Source organism: Streptomyces sp. NPDC053079 (assembly GCF_044546695.1).
Taxonomy (GTDB): domain Bacteria; phylum Actinomycetota; class Actinomycetes; order Streptomycetales; family Streptomycetaceae; genus Streptomyces.
In genome coordinates this window covers 1,396,973-1,412,887 of record NZ_JBITZJ010000001.1, presented here as the reverse complement: position 1 = coordinate 1,412,887, position 15,915 = coordinate 1,396,973, and the positions used below count along the sequence as shown (strand labels likewise).

Below are 15,915 nucleotides of genomic sequence, written 5' to 3'. Positions count from 1 at the left end.
CCCCCCGCGGCCCCCCCCCCCCCCGGCGGGCCCCCCCCCCCCCCCCCCCCCGCCCCCCCCCCCCCCCCCCCCCCCCCCGCGGCGGCCGCGCGGGGGGGCGGCCCCCCCCCCCCCCGGCCGGGGAGGTTGTCAGGCCGCGGGCCGGCGTCAGCCCTTGGGCATGAAGGGGGCTGCGTAGCGGTCGCCGAAGGCGCCGTTCGGCAGGATCTCCTTGATCCTGGTCAGGTCGTGGTCGGTGAGCGTGACGCCGGTGGCGCCGACATTCTCCGCCAGGCGCTCGGGGCTGCGCGTGCCGGGGATGGGGACGATGTCGTCCCCCTGCGCGAGCAGCCAGGCAAGGGCGAGCTGGGCGGTGGTGATGCCCTGGGAAGCGGCCAGCTCGGTGAGGGCGGCGACGGCTCGGACGTTGGCGTCGAAGTTCTCACCCTGCCAACGCGGGTCGAGGCGGCGCCAGTCGTCCGCAGTGTACCGATCGGCCGGCTTCATCACTCCGGTAAGGAAGCCCCGCCCCAGCGGGGCGTAGGGCACGAACCCGATCCCGAGCTCGCGCACGACCGGCAGGACGGTGTCCTCGACGTGCCGCTCGAAGACGGAGTACTCGGTTTGCAGGACCGAGACCGGCTGCACGGCGTGGGCGCGGCGGATGGTCTCGGGGCCGGCCTCGGACAGACCGAAGTAGCGGACCTTGCCGGCGTCGATCAGCTCCTTGACCGTCCCGGCGACCTCCTCGATGGGTACGTCCGGGTCGACGCGGTGTTGGTAGAGGACGTCGAGGTGATCCGTGCCGAGGTAGCGCAGGCTGTTGTCGGCGACCTTGCGGATGTTGTCGGGCCGGCTGTTGAGACCGCCGGGGTTGGCGAGGTCGTAGCCGAATTTGGTGGCCAGCACCACCTCGTCGCGGAGGCCCTTGACGGCCTCACCGAGCAGCCGCTCGTTCGAACCGGTGCCGCCGCCGTAGACCTCGGCGGTGTCGAACAGGGTCACCCCCAGGTCGTACGCGCGGCGGATGGTGGCGATGTTCTCCTCGCGGTTGCTGGGGCCGTAGAACATCGTCATCCCCATCGTGCCCAGCCCCAGGGCGGAGGTGGTCAGGCCCTGGCGGCCGAGGACGCGCTTGTGCATGGTCATCTGTGGTGCCTTTCGGATGTCTTCGTCTGTTCTTCGTCTGTCTTCGTCGATGGACGCGATGGCGTCGGGCGGTGGTCAGTGGAAGGGGTAGTGGACCTGGGTGAGCTGCTCGGAGACCGACCACAGGCGTCGGGCGACGTCCAGGTCTTGGGCGGCCTTGTCGGGCTGGACGACGGCGGGGTGGCCCCGGTACTCGCCGAAACCGTCCGGGCCGATGAACTGGCCGCTCTTCACCTCGGGGGCGGTGGCCGCGTAGAGCTGGTTCCAGGCGCCCTTCTCTACGGGCTGGGCCATCATCGGATTGGCGATCTTGGAGAAGAAGAACCGCAGGAAGCCGGTCGGGCCACTGGACTGCAGGTTGGTGCTGGCGTAGCCCGGATGGGCGAGGACGCTGGTCAGCGTCGATCCGGCCGCGCGCAGCCGCCGGTCGAGTTCCAGGCCGAACAGGGTGTTGGCGAGTTTGGACTGGGAGTAGTAGGCACGCGGGGCGTAGTCGCGTTCGCCGTGCAGGTCGTCGAAGAAGATGGTGCCGCCGCGGTGCTCGACGGAGCTGACCGTCACCACACGGGCGTCGCGGCCCTGGGCGGCGGACTTCTCCAGCCGGCCCAACAGCAGGCCGGTGAGCGCGAAGTGACCGAGGTGGTTGGTGGCGAACTGCAGCTCGTATCCCTGCCGCGTCAGCCGGTGCGGGGGCCACATGACGCCCGCGTTGTTCACCAGGACGTCCACCGGCAGACCATCGTCCAGGACCTTCTGTACGAAGGCGGCCACCGAGTCCAGGTCGGACAGGTCCAGCAGGCGCAGCTCGACGCTCGCCCCCGGCTGCTCGGCCAGGAGCCGCTCCACGGCGGCGGTGCCGCGGGTACGGTCCCGGGCGGTCATCACGACGTGGGCGCCGTGGCGGGCCAGCTCGCGGGCCGTCTGGAAGCCCAGGCCGCAGTTGGCCCCGGTCACGACAGCCGTGCGGCCCCTCTGGTCGGGGATGCGGGTGCTGGTCCACTTGGCCATGGGATGAAGCTCCTCAGCAGTGCTCGACGGTTGCCTTTAAAGCGCCGTCTACGTGCGAAAACACCGGCACGGGAGGAGGTCTCCCACGCTCCCCGTGGCCGAGGCCAGAGCCGTGCTAGCCCGGCACTACCTGGCCGCGTTCGGCCCCGTCACCGCAGCGGACTCGTCGCGGTACGCACAGCAGGCCCGCTCGTTCGCCTTTGCCACGGCGGTGGCGGTGCTGGCCGCGGTCGCCCTCCTCATAGCCCGCCGGCGCAAGGCCCCACCCCTGGTCCTCGCCGTCGGCATGCCCTGGCTGGCCGTACCCCCACTGCTCCTCCTGACCGTTTCCCTCGGCCAGCCCCTCTTCGCCTACCGCTACCTGCTGTTCTGCCTGCCGGCCCTGGCGCTGCTCCTCGCGACGGCCGCCACCGTCCTCCCACCGGCCCGGCGGCTGCTGCTGACCGTCCCGGTCACCGCGTCCCACCTCGCCATTCGCCACCCAGGAAAGCCGCCCCTGCGACACCACCTCCGTCATCACCACCCTGCAGAGCCGCGCCGCCCCGGGGACGGCGTCCTCTTCAGCGGCGGCCGGTGCGACCTGATCGCCTCCGCCTATCCGAAGGTCTTCGCCCACCTCCCCGACCTGGGCACGGCCAGGACAGCTGCCGTACGCGGCCCTGGACAACCAGCCCGCCACCCCAGCCCTCCTGCACCAGCACCTGGCCCACGCGCCCCGCGTGTGGCACATCACCTGCCGACACCTCTCCCCCAACGCCCGCCAGGCCGCCGCCGGCACGGAAGCATCCCAGCAACAGGCCCTCCCCCCACGCCGGCCACCTGTCCCCGGCCTACCGCCACAACGCCCGCGGCCTGGAGCTCACCCTGTACCAACGCCGATCCGCCGCCGGCCCGAAAAACGGTGATGTCAGCGTCTTTGAGGGCCATCCGACGACCCTCGACCGACCCCTCGCCCTGCAGCTCCGGCGTGAGCCCCAGGTCACGCGGTGTGCCTTCGCGGACCGCATTGCTGATGGCGGCCGCCCTTCACGTACGATTCCGCTCGCGCCGCTGACGTGCCATCGGGTGCGGGACTGCTTTTCGTCCCCACCACGCCCGTACCGAGGGCGCTACTCACCCGATCAGCCACGGAGCTCGTGATGTCCTTCCCTCCCCACCCCGGTCAGCCGCCACGCCCGGCGTCCCGCTTCCGCCGCGCCAGACGCTGGTGGATAGCGGCGGCCGTCGTCCTCGGCCTGGGGCTCATAGCCTGGCCGGTTCTTCAGTACACCGGTCTGCTGTCCCACAAGGGCGATCCGGTCTCCTTCGGCGACGACAAGGCAGGCCCCGCGCGCCAGGCCGAAGCGCCCAAGCAGGTCGACGAGGCGCCGGAGACCCTGATGCCCACGGGGCCTGCCGCCGACCTGAGGGAGGAGAGCCGGCTGGAGGACGGCACGGTCATAGCGAAGACCACGCTGCACGGCGCTAAGTCCGGTTTCACCGGCAAGGTGTGGGTGTGGGCGCCCAAGCAGTACAAGGACCCGCAGTACCGCAAGAGCGGATTCCCCGTGTTGGTCGCCCTGCCCGGCGGGCCCGGGGCCAGCGGGAACTACTGGATCGGGGCCAACCTCAAGCTGCAGTCCTCCATCGCGAAGTGGTCCCAGGAGGGCAAGGCCCAGCCGTTCATCGTGGTCATGCCGGTGCTCAACCCGGGCACCGACAAGAAGGAGGACTACCACGACGGCAGTGACATCCCCGGCCGGCCGAAGATGGGCACCTGGCTCGCCGAGGACGTCCCCGATTTCGTCCGCGCCAACTTCCGCACTCTGAAGTCCCGCGACGGGTGGGCGTTCATGGGCTCCTCCAGCGGCGGCTTCGCCGGGCTGAAGAACGTCCTGCAGCACCCGGACAAGTTCAAGGCCGTCATCGCCTCCGGCCCCGACATCGTCCCCGACTCGCCCCACTGGAAGGGCCACGAGGCCGAGCGGCAGGCCAACAACCCGCAGAAGCTCGCGCAGCAGCTCATCGACACCAAGGGCCCCGACGTCTACCTCGCCTTCCAGTACGGCACCGCGGAGCACCCGATCACCATCAACGGCGTCAACGGGTTCATCGGCACCTACGGCAACAAGGGGCCCGTCCACACCCACCTGACGAAAATACCCGGCGGCGTCCACAACGCCGAGACGTACGTCCGCGGCCTGGGCACGGGCCCCATGGAGTGGATCAGCAAGAACATGCAGGGACCCACGCCCCATCCCTAATCCCCCCACTCCGGGCGCGGGCCGGGCACCCGACTCGCGCGGCGGGGTTCCGGGTGCGGTCCCGGCGTACGGGACCGACGATGGGCGCATGGGGCAGTCACGGCGCGTACGAGTGCGAAGGGTCTACGATCCGGTCGAGGAGGCGGACGGCAGCCGCGTGCTGGTCGACCGGATCTGGCCGCGGGGTCTGCGCAAGGACGCGGCCGCCCTCGACGAGTGGTGCAAGGATGTGGCGCCCTCCACCGCACTGCGGAAGTGGTACGGGCACGATCCGGACCGGTTCGAGGAGTTCGGCCGCCGCTACCGCGACGAACTGCGGGACACGGCCCATACGCAGGCCCTGGGGCACCTGCGCGAGGTGGCCCGGCAGGGGCCTCTCACTCTGCTGACCGCCACCAAGGACTACGAAATCAGCGCGGCGGCCATACTGCAGGCGGAGCTGACACGCGGGTGACGGCCGCTCCCCCCAGCGCGATGGCCCCGCGCAGACCGTCGTCACCGTCGCTCGTGATCAGTGACGGATTCGCGACGCCAGTCCCCCGGCTGCCGCAGGGGAATCAGTAACATTCGAACCCATGACCGTCTACGAAGTAGAAATCGGCGCGCTCCAGGGCGGCCCCGCGGACCTGGGCCAGTACCGGGGCAAGGCCGCGCTCATCGTCAACGTGGCCTCCAAGTGCGGCCTGACCCCGCAGTACGCCGCCCTGGAGAGACTGCACGAGCAGTACTCCGGCCGCGGCTTCACCGTCCTGGGCGTCCCCTGCAACCAGTTCATGGGCCAGGAGCCCGGCAGCGCCGAGGAGATCGCCGAGTTCTGCTCGGCGACCTACGGCGTGACCTTCCCCATGACCGAGAAGGTCGACGTCAACGGGGACGACCGGCACCCCCTCTACACCGAACTCGTCCCGACGCCCGATGCCGAGGGACACACTGGCGACATCCGGTGGAACTTCGAGAAGTTCCTCCTCGCCCCCGACGGCACGGTCGCGGCGCGCTTCGCCCCGCAGACCGAGCCGGACTCCGACGAGGTGCAGGCCGCCATCGAGCGGGTTCTCCCCGCCTGACCCGGCCGACGCTCTGCCTCATCGGAATCCGATACACCGGATTCCGATGACCCGCACCGCGGGGCCCGGTCAGTCGCGTCGGCAGCGGCCGGCCGGGGCCCCGTCCGGGCCATGAGCGCAGATCAGGTCCCCGTCCGACGAGCGATGGCTCAGATATCGGCCTACGCACTCCTCGTCGGCGGTCCGGCCGGCCGAGGAGCAGAAGGACAGAGCCGAGCGACCGTCGGGGAACGGGCCGGGCGCGTACACCACCCAGTAGCCGGGGCGCAGTGCGGCGAAGTCGTCGCTCAGCAGCGTCCTCGCGGTCGGTATCCGCAGTCGTACGGCGGCCAGTTCGCGGTCGCGGCTCTGTGTCCCGTCGGAGACCTTCACCGAGGCGAGCTGGGCGATCCAGCTGTTCACGCTCTCCTCGCCCGCGGCCTTCGCCGCATCCGCCGTCTCCGCCGTTTTCGTCGCTTCCGGCTGCTGGGTGGGCGCGGAGGAGACGGTCGGGCGGGGAGTGACGGGTGGGGCTGACGGCTGTGCGGTGACCGAGGACGCCGACGGGTGCGGAGCGGCGGCCGGCAGGCTGTCTTCTCCCCCGTCACGGAGGCCCAGGATCGCCGCTGTCGCAGCGGCGGCCACCAGGCACACCGCGATGACGGCTGCGGCGACGTTACGCCGGGCGGCGCGCCCGCTGCCGCGCGGCGTTGTGGCGGTGGTGGTGGGAGAACCCTCGCGGGAGTGGCGTGGCTCCGGCCACGCGAGAGCGGTCGGCGGGTGGGGCACCGGCGTGGACACCGTCGTCGCGGCGGCGGACTGCGCCGTCGCGTTCAGCATCACGGCCAGGTGGGCGGCCGTCGGGCGTGCCGCGGGATCCCGGGCGAGCAGGGCCCGCAGGACGGGTTCCAGGGGGCCGGCCCGGGTGGGGGCCGGTACGGGGCTCTCCCGTACGGCGGTGAGGGTCGACAGCGGGGTGTCCCTGCGCAGCGGCGAGGTGCCCTCGACTGCGGCGTACAACAGCATGCCGAGCGACCACAGGTCGGCGGCGGGTCCACCCGGTTCGCCCGCGGCTCGCTCCGGGGCCATGAATTCCGGCGATCCGATGACGCCGCCCGGCATGGTCAGCCCGGACGGTCCGTCCAGTGCGGCGATGCCGAAGTCGGTCAGCACCGCCGACCCGTCCGGCCGGATGATCACGTTGGCCGGCTTCACGTCCCGGTGCTGAATCCCCGCCTCGTGCGCGGCGTTCAGGGCCGACAGCACGTCGCGCCCCACCCCGGCGACGAACGCGGGAGGCAGCGGCCCGGGCGCCATCCGCTCCTCGAGCGAGGCCCCGGCGACGAGCTCCATCACCAGCCAGGGGAAGGGGTCGTCGTCCACTACCTGATGGATAGTCACCACGTGGGGATGCTGGATCCGGGCGAGCGCCCTGGCTTCGCGGAGCACCCTCTCGCGCACCCGGGCCGCGTCCTCCGGACTGTCCGGGCCGAACGTTCTGACCTCCTTGAGGGCGACATCACGGTGCAGCTCCATGTCGCGGGCCCGCCAGACGGTCCCCATGCCCCCGCCGCCCAGCCTGTGCAGCAGCGAGAACCGGCCCGCCACGAGCCGTCCCCCGCCGTCTCCCGTACCGCCTTGCATGCGCGTCCCCCGCTGTTCATGGCCGTGTTGCCGTACCGGACATCACGATGCCCCGCACCCGTACAAGGGTGTCAAGAGGAACAGGTTCGCAAGACGGACACCCCGGTGCTCAGGCGGGGACGGGCTCCAGGTCGGCACCGTCAAAGGGTGGATAGCTCTCGCCGCCCATGCGCTCGGCCGCATCGATGTAGTCGGCAAGAGCGTCGCGGGACTGAGCGAGCCTGGCCATCTGATCGTCCAGGCGCTGCATCCGTGACCGCATCGCGGCCAGCAAATCGGGGCACCCGGGCAGCTCCGGCACCTCTCCGACCGCACAGGGCAGCAGGTACGCGATGTCCTCGGAGGACAAACCGGCACCGAGCAGGTGCCGGATCTGCTTCACCCGCAGCACGGCGCTCTCGTCGTACTCGCGATAACCGTTCGCGCTGCGCTCCGCCTCCAGCAGGCCCTGGGCCTCGTAGTAGCGCAACTGATGGGCGTTGACACCCGTCCGACGACACAGTTCCCCGATCCGCATCGAAACCTCGCTTGACCTTCACACCGGTATGAACGTTGACGATGCTGTCATGAACGACAACACCGAAACACCCGTGACAGTCATCGGACTCGGACTGATGGGCCAGGCGCTCGCCGGCGCCTTCCTGAAAGCCGGGCATCCCACAACCGTGTGGAACCGTACGGCCTCCAAGGCCGACCAACTCGTGGCCGAGGGTGCACGGCTGGCGCCGACAGTCGGCGACGCGCTCACGGCAGGATCCCTGACGATCATCTGTGTCACCGACTACCGGGCCATGCGTGAGCTGCTCGGCGCGAGCGATGTCGAGCTCGACGGCACGATGTTGATCAACCTGTCCTCGGGCGACTCGACCCAGGCCCGGGAGGCCGCCGAATGGGCCGAGCAGCGTGGCGCCCGCTACCTGGACGGCGCCATCATGGCCATCCCGCCGGCGATCGGCACCGCGGAGGCGGTGATTCTGCACAGCGGGCCGGAGGCGGACTTCGAGGCGCACAAGTCGACGCTCGAAGCGCTCGGCACCGTCACCCACCTCGGTGCGGACCATGGGCTGGCGTCCCTGTACGACGTGGCCGGCCTGGCCATGATGTGGAGCGTCCTGAACGCCTGGCTCCAGGGCACCGCCCTGCTCAGAACGGCCGGTGTCGACGCCGCGACGTATGCGCCGTTCGCGCGGCAGATCGCTGCCGGTGTGGCCGAATGGCTGCCCGGGTATGCCGAGCAGATCGACAGCGGCTCCTTCCCGGCCGAGGTGTCGGCCCTGGAGACCGACGCGCGGGCCATGGCGCACCTGATCGAGGAGAGCGAGGCGGTGGGGGTCAACGCCGAACTGCCCAGGCTGATCAAGGCGATGGCCGACCGCTCGATCGCCGCGGGACACGGCGGGGAGCAGTATCCCGTGCTGATCAAGGAGTTCAGCACACCCCGCAACGACTGACCGGTCCCCCTCCCCCGATACTCCTAGGAGGCCCGGATCAGTGGCACAGGGCCGTGTCCACGACGCTGTCGACGTGTTCCATGACGGCCTTGTCGGTCGGCTGGGTGGTCACCGCGACGTTGGCGGCGCGGCGGCCGTCGTCGGTGACGCCACCCCGGGTCTCGTACCCCGTCGTGCTGCCGCCGTGGCCCCAGTAGACGCCGTCGTCGCACGACAGCGGCTTGCTGACGAGCCCGAGGCCGTAGCGGGCGCCGCGGCCGAAGTACTCGGCGGGGACGGTGGTGCGCATCTGGGCGAGCTGAGCCTCCGGCAGGAGGCGGCCGCCCAGGAGCGCGCTGTAGAACCGGTTGAGGTCGGAGTTGGTGGAGATCATCTGGCCTGCCGACCAGCCCCAGGAGGGGTCGAACTCCGTGACGTCGAGCGGGGCGCCCGTCGCGTCCCGGTCGTAGCCCTTGGGGTGGGCTTCCCGGATGGTCGCGTCTCCGGGGGCGGGGAAGTAGGTGTGGCGCAGCCCGATGCGTTTGATGACGCGCCGGTCGATCTCCTTGGCGACGGGGTGGCCTGTGATCTTCTCGATGATCAGGCCGGCCAGCACGTAATTCGTGTTGCTGTACGCCCACTTCTTCCCGGGATCGAATTCCGCCTTGTGCTCGAGGGCGCGGTCGAGGAGTTCATGGGGGGCGTAGTAGCGGGGTTCGTCGTCGAGGTACTTGACGTAGTTGGGCAGGCCACTGGTGTGCTGGAGAAGGTGGCGGACGGTGATGCGGCTTCCGTCGATGCCCTCCCCGCGGACGAGGCCGGGCAGGTAGGTGTCGACGTGGGCGTCAAGGTCGATCTTCCCTTCACCGACCAGTTGCAGCACGACGACCGCGGTGAACGTCTTGGTGTTGCTGCCGATCCGCACCTGGCCGTCAACCGGCACCTTCGCGCCCGTGGCCAGGTCGCCGACCCCCGCGGTGTACGTACGGGTACGCCCATCGCGGTCCTTGACGCTCGCCAGCGCTGCGGGCACGCCATCGGAGCGCACCAGCGCGTCCAGGCCCTGCTGGACGGTGTCCGGCCTGGCGGCGGCGAACGCCGCGGGCGGTGCCAGGACGCCCATCGTCATCACACCGACGGCTATCGCGGCAGCGGCCGGCACGGCTCTGCGCCGACCACCCTGCCGCCGCCCGGAAGAACGAAACCTCTGCCATCTCTGCTCACGCACGAGCCAACCCCTACGGAATTATTGGGAAACAGCGGTATGTGCCGGTCCAGCATGTCCGGGTGCGTTCGCTCGAAACGATCCTGCTAACCGGCCTGCTCCGGGTGGGGCTAACCCCCGCGAAGAGTCTGCGCGGACGGCAGGGTGGGGCCCCGGTGGTCACTTCCACCGGCCGTCGGCGCCGGCGAAGAACTTGAGAACGGTCAGGACCGCGATCAGTTGCATCAGGATGTAGGCGACCTGCGCGGAGAAGCTGCGGATCTGGTAGATGGACAGCAGCAGCCCGACGCGGTTGGGCCAGAAGCGCCGTTCGGAGCGGAAGGTGTCGGCGTCCATGGCCAGGCTGGTCAGGGTGAGCACCAGCAGCATGAGGGAGATGCCGACGGCGACGTTGCCGATCTCCTGGTCGGTGATGAGGTTGCCGATCAGGCCCAGCGCGATCAGCAGGGTGTAGGCGATGGTCAGGCTCAGGGCGCGGGCCGGGCCCCGGCGGCCGGGAAGCAAGCGCCACAGTGCGCCCAGGACAAGGCCCGCGCCCGCCCAGACCAGTTCCCAGTAGACGAACAGCCACACCATCTCGGACGCCCCGAACATGTACAGCCCCCGGCGCATCCACTCAGCCGGCGGTGAATACGCCATCCAGACCATGAGGATGCTGCCGGGAATGCCGAAGGCGGCCGCCAGCACGGCGGCGCGGCGTGCGTTGTCCCACCACTTGGCGTGCGGGCCCCAGCTGAGGGCGACGTCGATGACGGTGACCTGGGCCGGCAGCCAGGGGCGTGCCGCGCCGTCGGTGCCGCGGGCCGGGCGCCAGCGGTGCAGGCGGCTCAGCTCCTTCTCGATCGCGTGCCGCTTGAGCGTGGCCTCGCCGCCGGCCTGGTCGATGGTGCGCAGGGCGGTGGTCAGTTCACGGTGGCGGCGGGCCCGGGTGATCAGGTCGTTGCGCTCGGCCTCGGTGATGGTCTCGCACAGCTGCGGGGAGCCGGCGCATCCTTCGAGGTGCTGGGTCAGGACCGACCGGCGCTGGCCGACGGCCAGCAGACCGTAGAGGGCGGCGATGGCGAGTACGAGCCAGAGGGCCGCGAGTGCCTGGCTGCCGGCGTAGGAACCCTGGCGCCAGGCCACCACGACGGCGAAGAAGACGGCCAGCAGGAGACGGTCCAGGGGCGTGGGGCTGGCATACGGCACGGCGGGCGCGAGGTCCCTGGCCCGGAGGAGGGCGACGATCGCGATGCCGGTCAGTACCCAGGTGTGGGTGTAGTACCACGCCGGGACCTGGGAGGCGAAGGAGGCCATGTCGCGGGCCAGGGAGGCGACGTGCTGAACGTGGTAGGCGGCGACGGTGTGGTCGGCCAGCCAGCTGACCCGCTGCCACTTTCGCTCGAGGGACCACACCGCCCAGCCCAGGAGGAGAAGGACGACGACGGCGAGCGCGGGGCCGAGGCGGCGCAGCCTCGGCGGCGTGGCAGCGGGGCGGAGCAGCCCGCCTCCGTGGGCGAGCATCCAGGCCCACAGCACGACGCCGGCCAGCCAGAGCCACTGCATGGCCGCTGCCATCGCCATCAGCACGGCGAGGCCCCCGTCGGACGGACCGGTGGCCGTGGCCAGTTGCGGGGGGAGGCCGAAGAGGGACGGCGTCGCGGCCACCAGGGCGGCGGCGGCCGCGACGAGCGAGGCGGCCACAACGACCGATTTCCTCGGGCGGGCCGAGACGACCAGGAGCCAGCCCGCCACAACGCCGATGAGCACGGGCCAGCGCATGCTGTACCCCAGCCAGGCGGGCGGGTCGTCGGAGACGGCCTCGGTGATGGTGAGCATGGCCTTGTACAGCAGCAGAACCATCACGCCGAGGAGCGCCTTGAGAACGCCCCACCACCACAGGTCGGTGCTGCTGCTGTTCTCCGGCTCGGTGAGGGCGGGTCCGGCGGGCTGGCGACGGGCGCGCAGGGCGGCCGCGACGATGACGATCGAGCTGCCCACCCACCAGGTGGTCATCCCGGCGGCGTTGGCGACCAGCCACGGCTCGCTACTGCCGCTGGTCGCCGCCCAGGCCCGCTGCCAGGGAGGGAGCACGTCCACCGTCACCATGGGGCCGCCCGTCCTGGGCTGCCCTAGCGCGGTCCACTCCAGGTGTCCGCTGTCCGCCTTCGAGGGCCGGGGGGCCACCCGGGAGGCGGCGAGGCCGCCCAGGTCGATCCGTACGTGGTCCCAGCGGGCGCCGTTCAGGGCAGGCGGCGGGGCGAGGGAGAAGCTCCACTGCTTGGTGTGGACGTCCATCATCCACGGCCCGACGTTGAACCGCCCGCCGTTGTTGAACCGGAACTGCGTCTCGTATCCGACCTCGACCCAGGATGCCTCGGCCTTCACCCGCGGGCTGTGGGTGCGCCATTCCTCGGGGCGCTTCATGGTGTCGGGGGCCCGCAGGAGGCAGCGCAGCGCACGCCGGTAGGGCTCGGAACTCTCGCTCAGCAGCAGGTCGTTGGCGTACGGCCAGCTGCTCGGCACCCGAACCTTCATCAGCCCCGAGGCCTCGGCGACGGAGCGGGCGTGGTTCTCGAGCCGCAGCTCGACGTCGGTGCTGGCCTCGGTGAGCTGCCGCGTATGGCAGTCGACGGGTACCGGAGCCCCGGCACCATCCGCCCGCGCCGGCCATCCGCCCCACCACACGAGGCCCACGAGCAGCACGGTGACGCAGCGCCGCCACCACGGTCCGCGCATCACGGTGACGCGCGCCGGCCGCTGTGCCCGCCTGGGCGGGCACAGCGGGTGCCTCCGGGACCGCGGCGCGTTCTCACAGCGTGCCGCTCTTGCCTCCTGGACATCCACTCACCGGAGTGCACTGCAGAATCACCTGACACGCATGGCTCTCGGCTTCGTCGCCATCGCCGGTCTTGATGAACCGCCACTGGGATGGCCGGGTGTGTCCGGTGGTCGCGGCCTTCTCGACCTCGATGCGCAGCTTCCGGGCCTCAATGTCGTGCGTCTCGACCAGGACCTCGTCGGAGGCGACGGGGAAGTGGTCGTGCAACAGGCACAGCCCGAACCGGTCGAGGTTCCCGTGCTTCTCCAGCACAGCCACGAGCTCACGGATGAACTGGCTGTCCTGAGGCCCTAGGCCCTCGGCTTCCTCGAACCGGGGAAGTGCCCGGCCGGGGGTGATCGTCTGGTCTGCCATGGTCCGCTCCTCAGTGACGTGGGTGGTGACATCAGAAGAGTAAATATGCGGAAATAGGCCTGCGATATCCAGTATGAGCTGATTCGGCGCGCCGCTCGGGCGCAATAGTTGACCGTACAACTGAACTTGGGGCAGGACCCAGCGGACACAAGGGCCGGACGATCAACGGATGGCTGCTCTTGGCGCGGCTGTTGAACGCCGAACCACCTGGCGAATGGAGGACGCACTTCCGTGGCCGGCGGGTACCACGGAGGGAAGCCCGTCCCCCGCCGACGCCGACGGCACACCAGACCGACGACCAGATGGTTCGGGAGAAGCGGCCTGGTGGATCCTGGTGGGCCCCGTATCGGGCCTTAGCGCCGGGCCAGCGCCAGCACGCTCAGACCGAACATCAGGACACCCAGGGGGAGATGGACCGACGGGACGTGCGCGATGCCGAGCACGACCTGGACCGAGGCGAGTACGAGGAATCCCGACGCCTGCCAGACGGGCCTGGGCGAGCCGCCGCCCGGCTTCCACGCCAGCACCGCCGCGAGCACGTACAGCATCGTCGCCCCGTACATCACACGGGCTCCGACACTGTGCAGCGTCTCTCCGTAGGACGAGGTCAGCAGCAGTCCGGCGGAGACCGCCTGCAGGAAGATGGTGAGGGTCTGCAGGGCGATCGCGATCCGCAGGAACGAGGAGCTGCGCCGGGCGTTCGCCGTCGTCGTCGCCGTCACCTGGGTGGCCATGTCACAGTCCTCTTTTCCGTCCTCGGACAGCAGGTCGATAAGGTCTCACCAGCCCGACGACGCGGGCGTGCGAAAGGTAAGGCGAGGGGACGGCCGCAAGCATGGGAACTGCCGGGACCGGCGCAGATGAGACTCTCGGCGAGCGACGCCAACTGATCAATGTCGCTTACCGGTTGCTCGGTTCGGTGACCGATGCCGAGGACGCCGTACAGGACGCCTACGCACGCTGGTACGGGCTGCCGCGAAGCCGGCAGGAGGAGATCCTGTCCCCCGGCGCCTGGCTGACGACGGTGACCAGCCGCATCTGCCTGGACCTGCTCGGCTCGGCGCGGGCCCGCCGTGAACGCTATGTCGGCGCATGGCTGCCCGAGCCGCTGCCCGACCGCACCGAGTGGGACCATGCGGGCGGCGCCGACCCCGCCGGCCGTACAGACCCCGCCGACCAGATCGTTGTGGACGAGTCGGTGGCCATGGCCCTCCTCGTCGTCCAGGAGACGATGACGCCCGCCGAGCGGGTGGCGTTCGTCCTGCACGACGTCTTCCGGTACCCGTTCGCCGAGATCGCCGACGTACTCGGACGCACCCCCGCGGCCTGCAAGCAACTGGCGGCCTCCGCCCGACGACGGGCGAGCATCGCACGCGCTCCGGTGTCGGCGACCGGCCGGGCGGACGTGGTGAGACAGGTCAAAGAGGCATGGGAGACCAAGGACATCGCAGCCCTCGTCACTCTCCTCAACCCGGCCGCCGTGATGACCGCCGACGGCGGCGGCATGGTCGGCACCGTCCTGCGCCCGATCGAGGGCGGCGCGCGCATCGCCCAGTACATGGTCGCCATCGCCGACAAAGCCCCGGGGCTCGAACTCCTGGAGCGGTCGGTCAACGGTGTGCCGGGTCTGGTGGCCCGGCGTGCCGGCGTCGTCATGACCGTGGCCTCGTTCGACATCTCCGAAGGGCGCGTCACCCGGATCTGGGTGGTCCGCAACCCGGAGAAACTGCGGCCGTGGGCGCGGGAGGGCTAGCCGGCCCTCGCCGGCGGAGGACGAGCCCCCCGGGCATCCGCGTCGCGCCCCCTCGTGCTCCTCGACTGAACAGCTGCTCGGCATCCGCCGCGGCGCGAAGTGCTGCGAGGTCCTGTCTCGCAGCTCTCGCGGCCGTCTACTGCTCCGATTGCGCTTCGACCTTGGCGGAGTCGAATTGGACGTACTCGATGACCGCTCCACCCGGGTGGAGGATCGTCAAATTCCGTCCTGTGGGGACCACGTTGGGGCCGTCGAGCGTCCGGCCGCCCTCGCGCGCCACTACCGTGAAGACCTCCTCGAGGTCGTCGACGATGACGGTGGCCTGCACGTTGCGGAACGGGGCCAACGCCTCCGGCGCGCCCGCGACCAGTAGACAGGCACCTATCGCCGCCAGCTCGACGCCCTCGTACGCGAAACGGAGGCCCGGCTCGGTGCCGGTCAGGGCCTCGAAGGTCGGGAGGGCGACGTCCAGGTCGTCGACGTACACGCGGGCGTAGGTAGTGAGAACCGCCATCAGGTCACCTCTTGATCATTTCGATAATCCCGAAACATGGAAATGATCGTATGCTGGGGCGGCGACGATGCCAAGCCCGGCGACCGACGGAGAGTGCGGGATGCGATCATTGACCCAACCGGACAGGGCAGACCTCGATCTGACCTCTGTGCTGCACGCCCTCAGTGACCCGGTCCGCCTGGAACTGGTGCGCCTGATGGCCTCCGCCGACGAGGTGTCGTGCGGTCCGGAGCACCTCGACATCCCCCGTTCCACGCTGTCCAACCACTGGCGCATCCTGCGGGAGGCGGGCCTGACGTGGACCCGCTCGGAGGGCAAGGCGCGCTACATGACGCTGCGCCGCGATGATCTGGAGACGCGTTTCCCCGGCGTACTGGCCGCCATCCTGGCTTGCGCCCCCTCGCCACCCCACGAGTGATCCAGCGCGCAGCTCGTCGTGTCCGGACCCACGAAAAGATTTTGCAGATGTCACTCTCATGTCAACCTCCCCGTGTTCCGCCGAGCATGTCCGAAAAGCTGCCTGCCGGTTTCCGGAAGGAAGAATAAATTCGAATCGTCGGCATCCATCGTCTGATGGAGTCCCACTGAGGAGGTAACAGGTGCGCGAACAGGAAGTATGTGAGAGCACCCGGACCGAGACGCCCGTCATGCTCGTTCCGGACCTCGTCGAAGAAATGGTGGCGGAGCGGCAGAAGTTCCAGGTCGTGAAGTTCCGCACCACGTGCACGGACTGCGTTCCCAACCTGTAAGGG

Annotated in this window: 17 protein-coding genes; 7 read left to right on the top strand and 10 right to left on the bottom strand. The window is 70.2% G+C overall.

The window, feature by feature from the left end:
* Positions 1–147 precede the first annotated feature (147 nt).
* The 3 genes from ACIGXW_RS05900 to ACIGXW_RS05890 form a co-directional block, all read right to left on the bottom strand.
* Entirely contained in the window at positions 148–1,122 is a 975-nt protein-coding gene (locus ACIGXW_RS05900; protein ID WP_399570837.1) for an aldo/keto reductase, read from the bottom strand.
* A gap of 81 nt (positions 1,123–1,203) precedes the next feature.
* Complete coding sequence (locus ACIGXW_RS05895) at positions 1,204–2,136, bottom strand: oxidoreductase (RefSeq protein WP_399570222.1); 933 nt, start codon at positions 2,134–2,136, stop codon at positions 1,204–1,206.
* 115 nt (positions 2,137–2,251) lie between these two features.
* Complete coding sequence (locus ACIGXW_RS05890) at positions 2,252–2,752, bottom strand: hypothetical protein (protein ID WP_399570220.1); 501 nt, start codon at positions 2,750–2,752, stop codon at positions 2,252–2,254.
* A 523-nt stretch (positions 2,753–3,275) separates the two neighbouring features.
* On the opposite strand from ACIGXW_RS05890, the gene ACIGXW_RS05885 reads away from it, so the two are divergent.
* The 3 genes from ACIGXW_RS05885 (at position 3,276) to ACIGXW_RS05875 (ending at position 5,443) form a co-directional block, all read left to right on the top strand.
* Positions 3,276–4,379, top strand: a complete 1,104-nt coding sequence (locus ACIGXW_RS05885) for an alpha/beta hydrolase (protein ID WP_399570217.1) — start codon at positions 3,276–3,278, stop codon at positions 4,377–4,379.
* 88 nt (positions 4,380–4,467) lie between these two features.
* Positions 4,468–4,833 carry a DUF488 family protein gene (locus ACIGXW_RS05880; RefSeq protein WP_071967223.1) on the top strand — a complete coding sequence of 122 codons (366 nt, stop codon included), beginning with the start codon at positions 4,468–4,470 and terminating at the stop codon, positions 4,831–4,833.
* A gap of 121 nt (positions 4,834–4,954) precedes the next feature.
* A complete protein-coding gene (locus ACIGXW_RS05875; RefSeq protein ID WP_399570215.1) occupies positions 4,955–5,443 on the top strand; it encodes a glutathione peroxidase in 489 nt (162 codons plus the stop codon).
* Positions 5,444–5,512: 69 nt separating this feature from the next.
* Here ACIGXW_RS05875 and ACIGXW_RS05870 read toward each other — a convergent pair whose 3' ends face one another.
* Entirely contained in the window at positions 5,513–7,066 is a 1,554-nt protein-coding gene (locus ACIGXW_RS05870) for a serine/threonine-protein kinase (protein ID WP_399570213.1), read from the bottom strand.
* Between the two features lie 109 nt (positions 7,067–7,175).
* Positions 7,176–7,583 (bottom strand): MerR family transcriptional regulator, encoded by a 408-nt coding sequence (locus tag ACIGXW_RS05865; protein ID WP_071967220.1) that lies wholly within the window; start codon positions 7,581–7,583, stop codon positions 7,176–7,178.
* Between the two features lie 49 nt (positions 7,584–7,632).
* Here ACIGXW_RS05865 and ACIGXW_RS05860 point away from each other — a divergent pair, with 49 nt between their 5' ends.
* The gene (locus ACIGXW_RS05860) at positions 7,633–8,517 is read left to right on the top strand and encodes an NAD(P)-dependent oxidoreductase (RefSeq protein ID WP_399570210.1); all 885 of its coding nucleotides are present in this window, start codon (positions 7,633–7,635) and stop codon (positions 8,515–8,517) included.
* A 37-nt stretch (positions 8,518–8,554) separates the two neighbouring features.
* Here the strand turns inward: ACIGXW_RS05860 and ACIGXW_RS05855 are convergent, their stop codons facing one another.
* The 4 genes from ACIGXW_RS05855 to ACIGXW_RS05840 all read right to left on the bottom strand — a co-directional run bounded on the left by ACIGXW_RS05855 (position 8,555) and on the right by ACIGXW_RS05840 (position 13,630).
* A complete protein-coding gene (locus ACIGXW_RS05855) occupies positions 8,555–9,658 on the bottom strand; it encodes a serine hydrolase domain-containing protein (protein WP_399570207.1) in 1,104 nt (367 codons plus the stop codon).
* Between the two features lie 222 nt (positions 9,659–9,880).
* Positions 9,881–12,439: a DUF6185 family protein gene (locus ACIGXW_RS05850; protein ID WP_399570205.1), complete on the bottom strand. Its 2,559-nt coding sequence runs from the start codon at positions 12,437–12,439 to the stop codon at positions 9,881–9,883.
* 73 nt (positions 12,440–12,512) lie between these two features.
* The gene (locus ACIGXW_RS05845) at positions 12,513–12,896 is read right to left on the bottom strand and encodes a hypothetical protein (RefSeq protein ID WP_071967216.1); all 384 of its coding nucleotides are present in this window, start codon (positions 12,894–12,896) and stop codon (positions 12,513–12,515) included.
* A gap of 353 nt (positions 12,897–13,249) precedes the next feature.
* The gene (locus ACIGXW_RS05840; RefSeq protein WP_399570203.1) at positions 13,250–13,630 is read right to left on the bottom strand and encodes a hypothetical protein; all 381 of its coding nucleotides are present in this window, start codon (positions 13,628–13,630) and stop codon (positions 13,250–13,252) included.
* A gap of 101 nt (positions 13,631–13,731) precedes the next feature.
* On the opposite strand from ACIGXW_RS05840, the gene sigJ reads away from it, so the two are divergent.
* On the top strand, positions 13,732–14,649 hold the full coding sequence (sigJ, locus tag ACIGXW_RS05835) for an RNA polymerase sigma factor SigJ (RefSeq protein ID WP_399570201.1): 918 nt from the start codon (positions 13,732–13,734) through the stop codon (positions 14,647–14,649).
* Between the two features lie 136 nt (positions 14,650–14,785).
* On the opposite strand, the gene ACIGXW_RS05830 is transcribed toward sigJ, so the two are convergent.
* Positions 14,786–15,163, bottom strand: coding sequence for a VOC family protein (locus tag ACIGXW_RS05830; RefSeq protein WP_399570198.1), 378 nt, complete (start codon positions 15,161–15,163; stop codon positions 14,786–14,788).
* Positions 15,164–15,263: 100 nt separating this feature from the next.
* Here ACIGXW_RS05830 and ACIGXW_RS05825 point away from each other — a divergent pair, with 100 nt between their 5' ends.
* Both ACIGXW_RS05825 and ACIGXW_RS05820 read left to right on the top strand, forming a co-directional pair.
* A complete protein-coding gene (locus ACIGXW_RS05825; protein WP_399570195.1) occupies positions 15,264–15,581 on the top strand; it encodes an ArsR/SmtB family transcription factor in 318 nt (105 codons plus the stop codon).
* A gap of 181 nt (positions 15,582–15,762) precedes the next feature.
* Positions 15,763–15,912, top strand: a complete 150-nt coding sequence (locus ACIGXW_RS05820) for a hypothetical protein (RefSeq protein WP_177338660.1) — start codon at positions 15,763–15,765, stop codon at positions 15,910–15,912.
* Positions 15,913–15,915 lie beyond the last annotated feature (3 nt).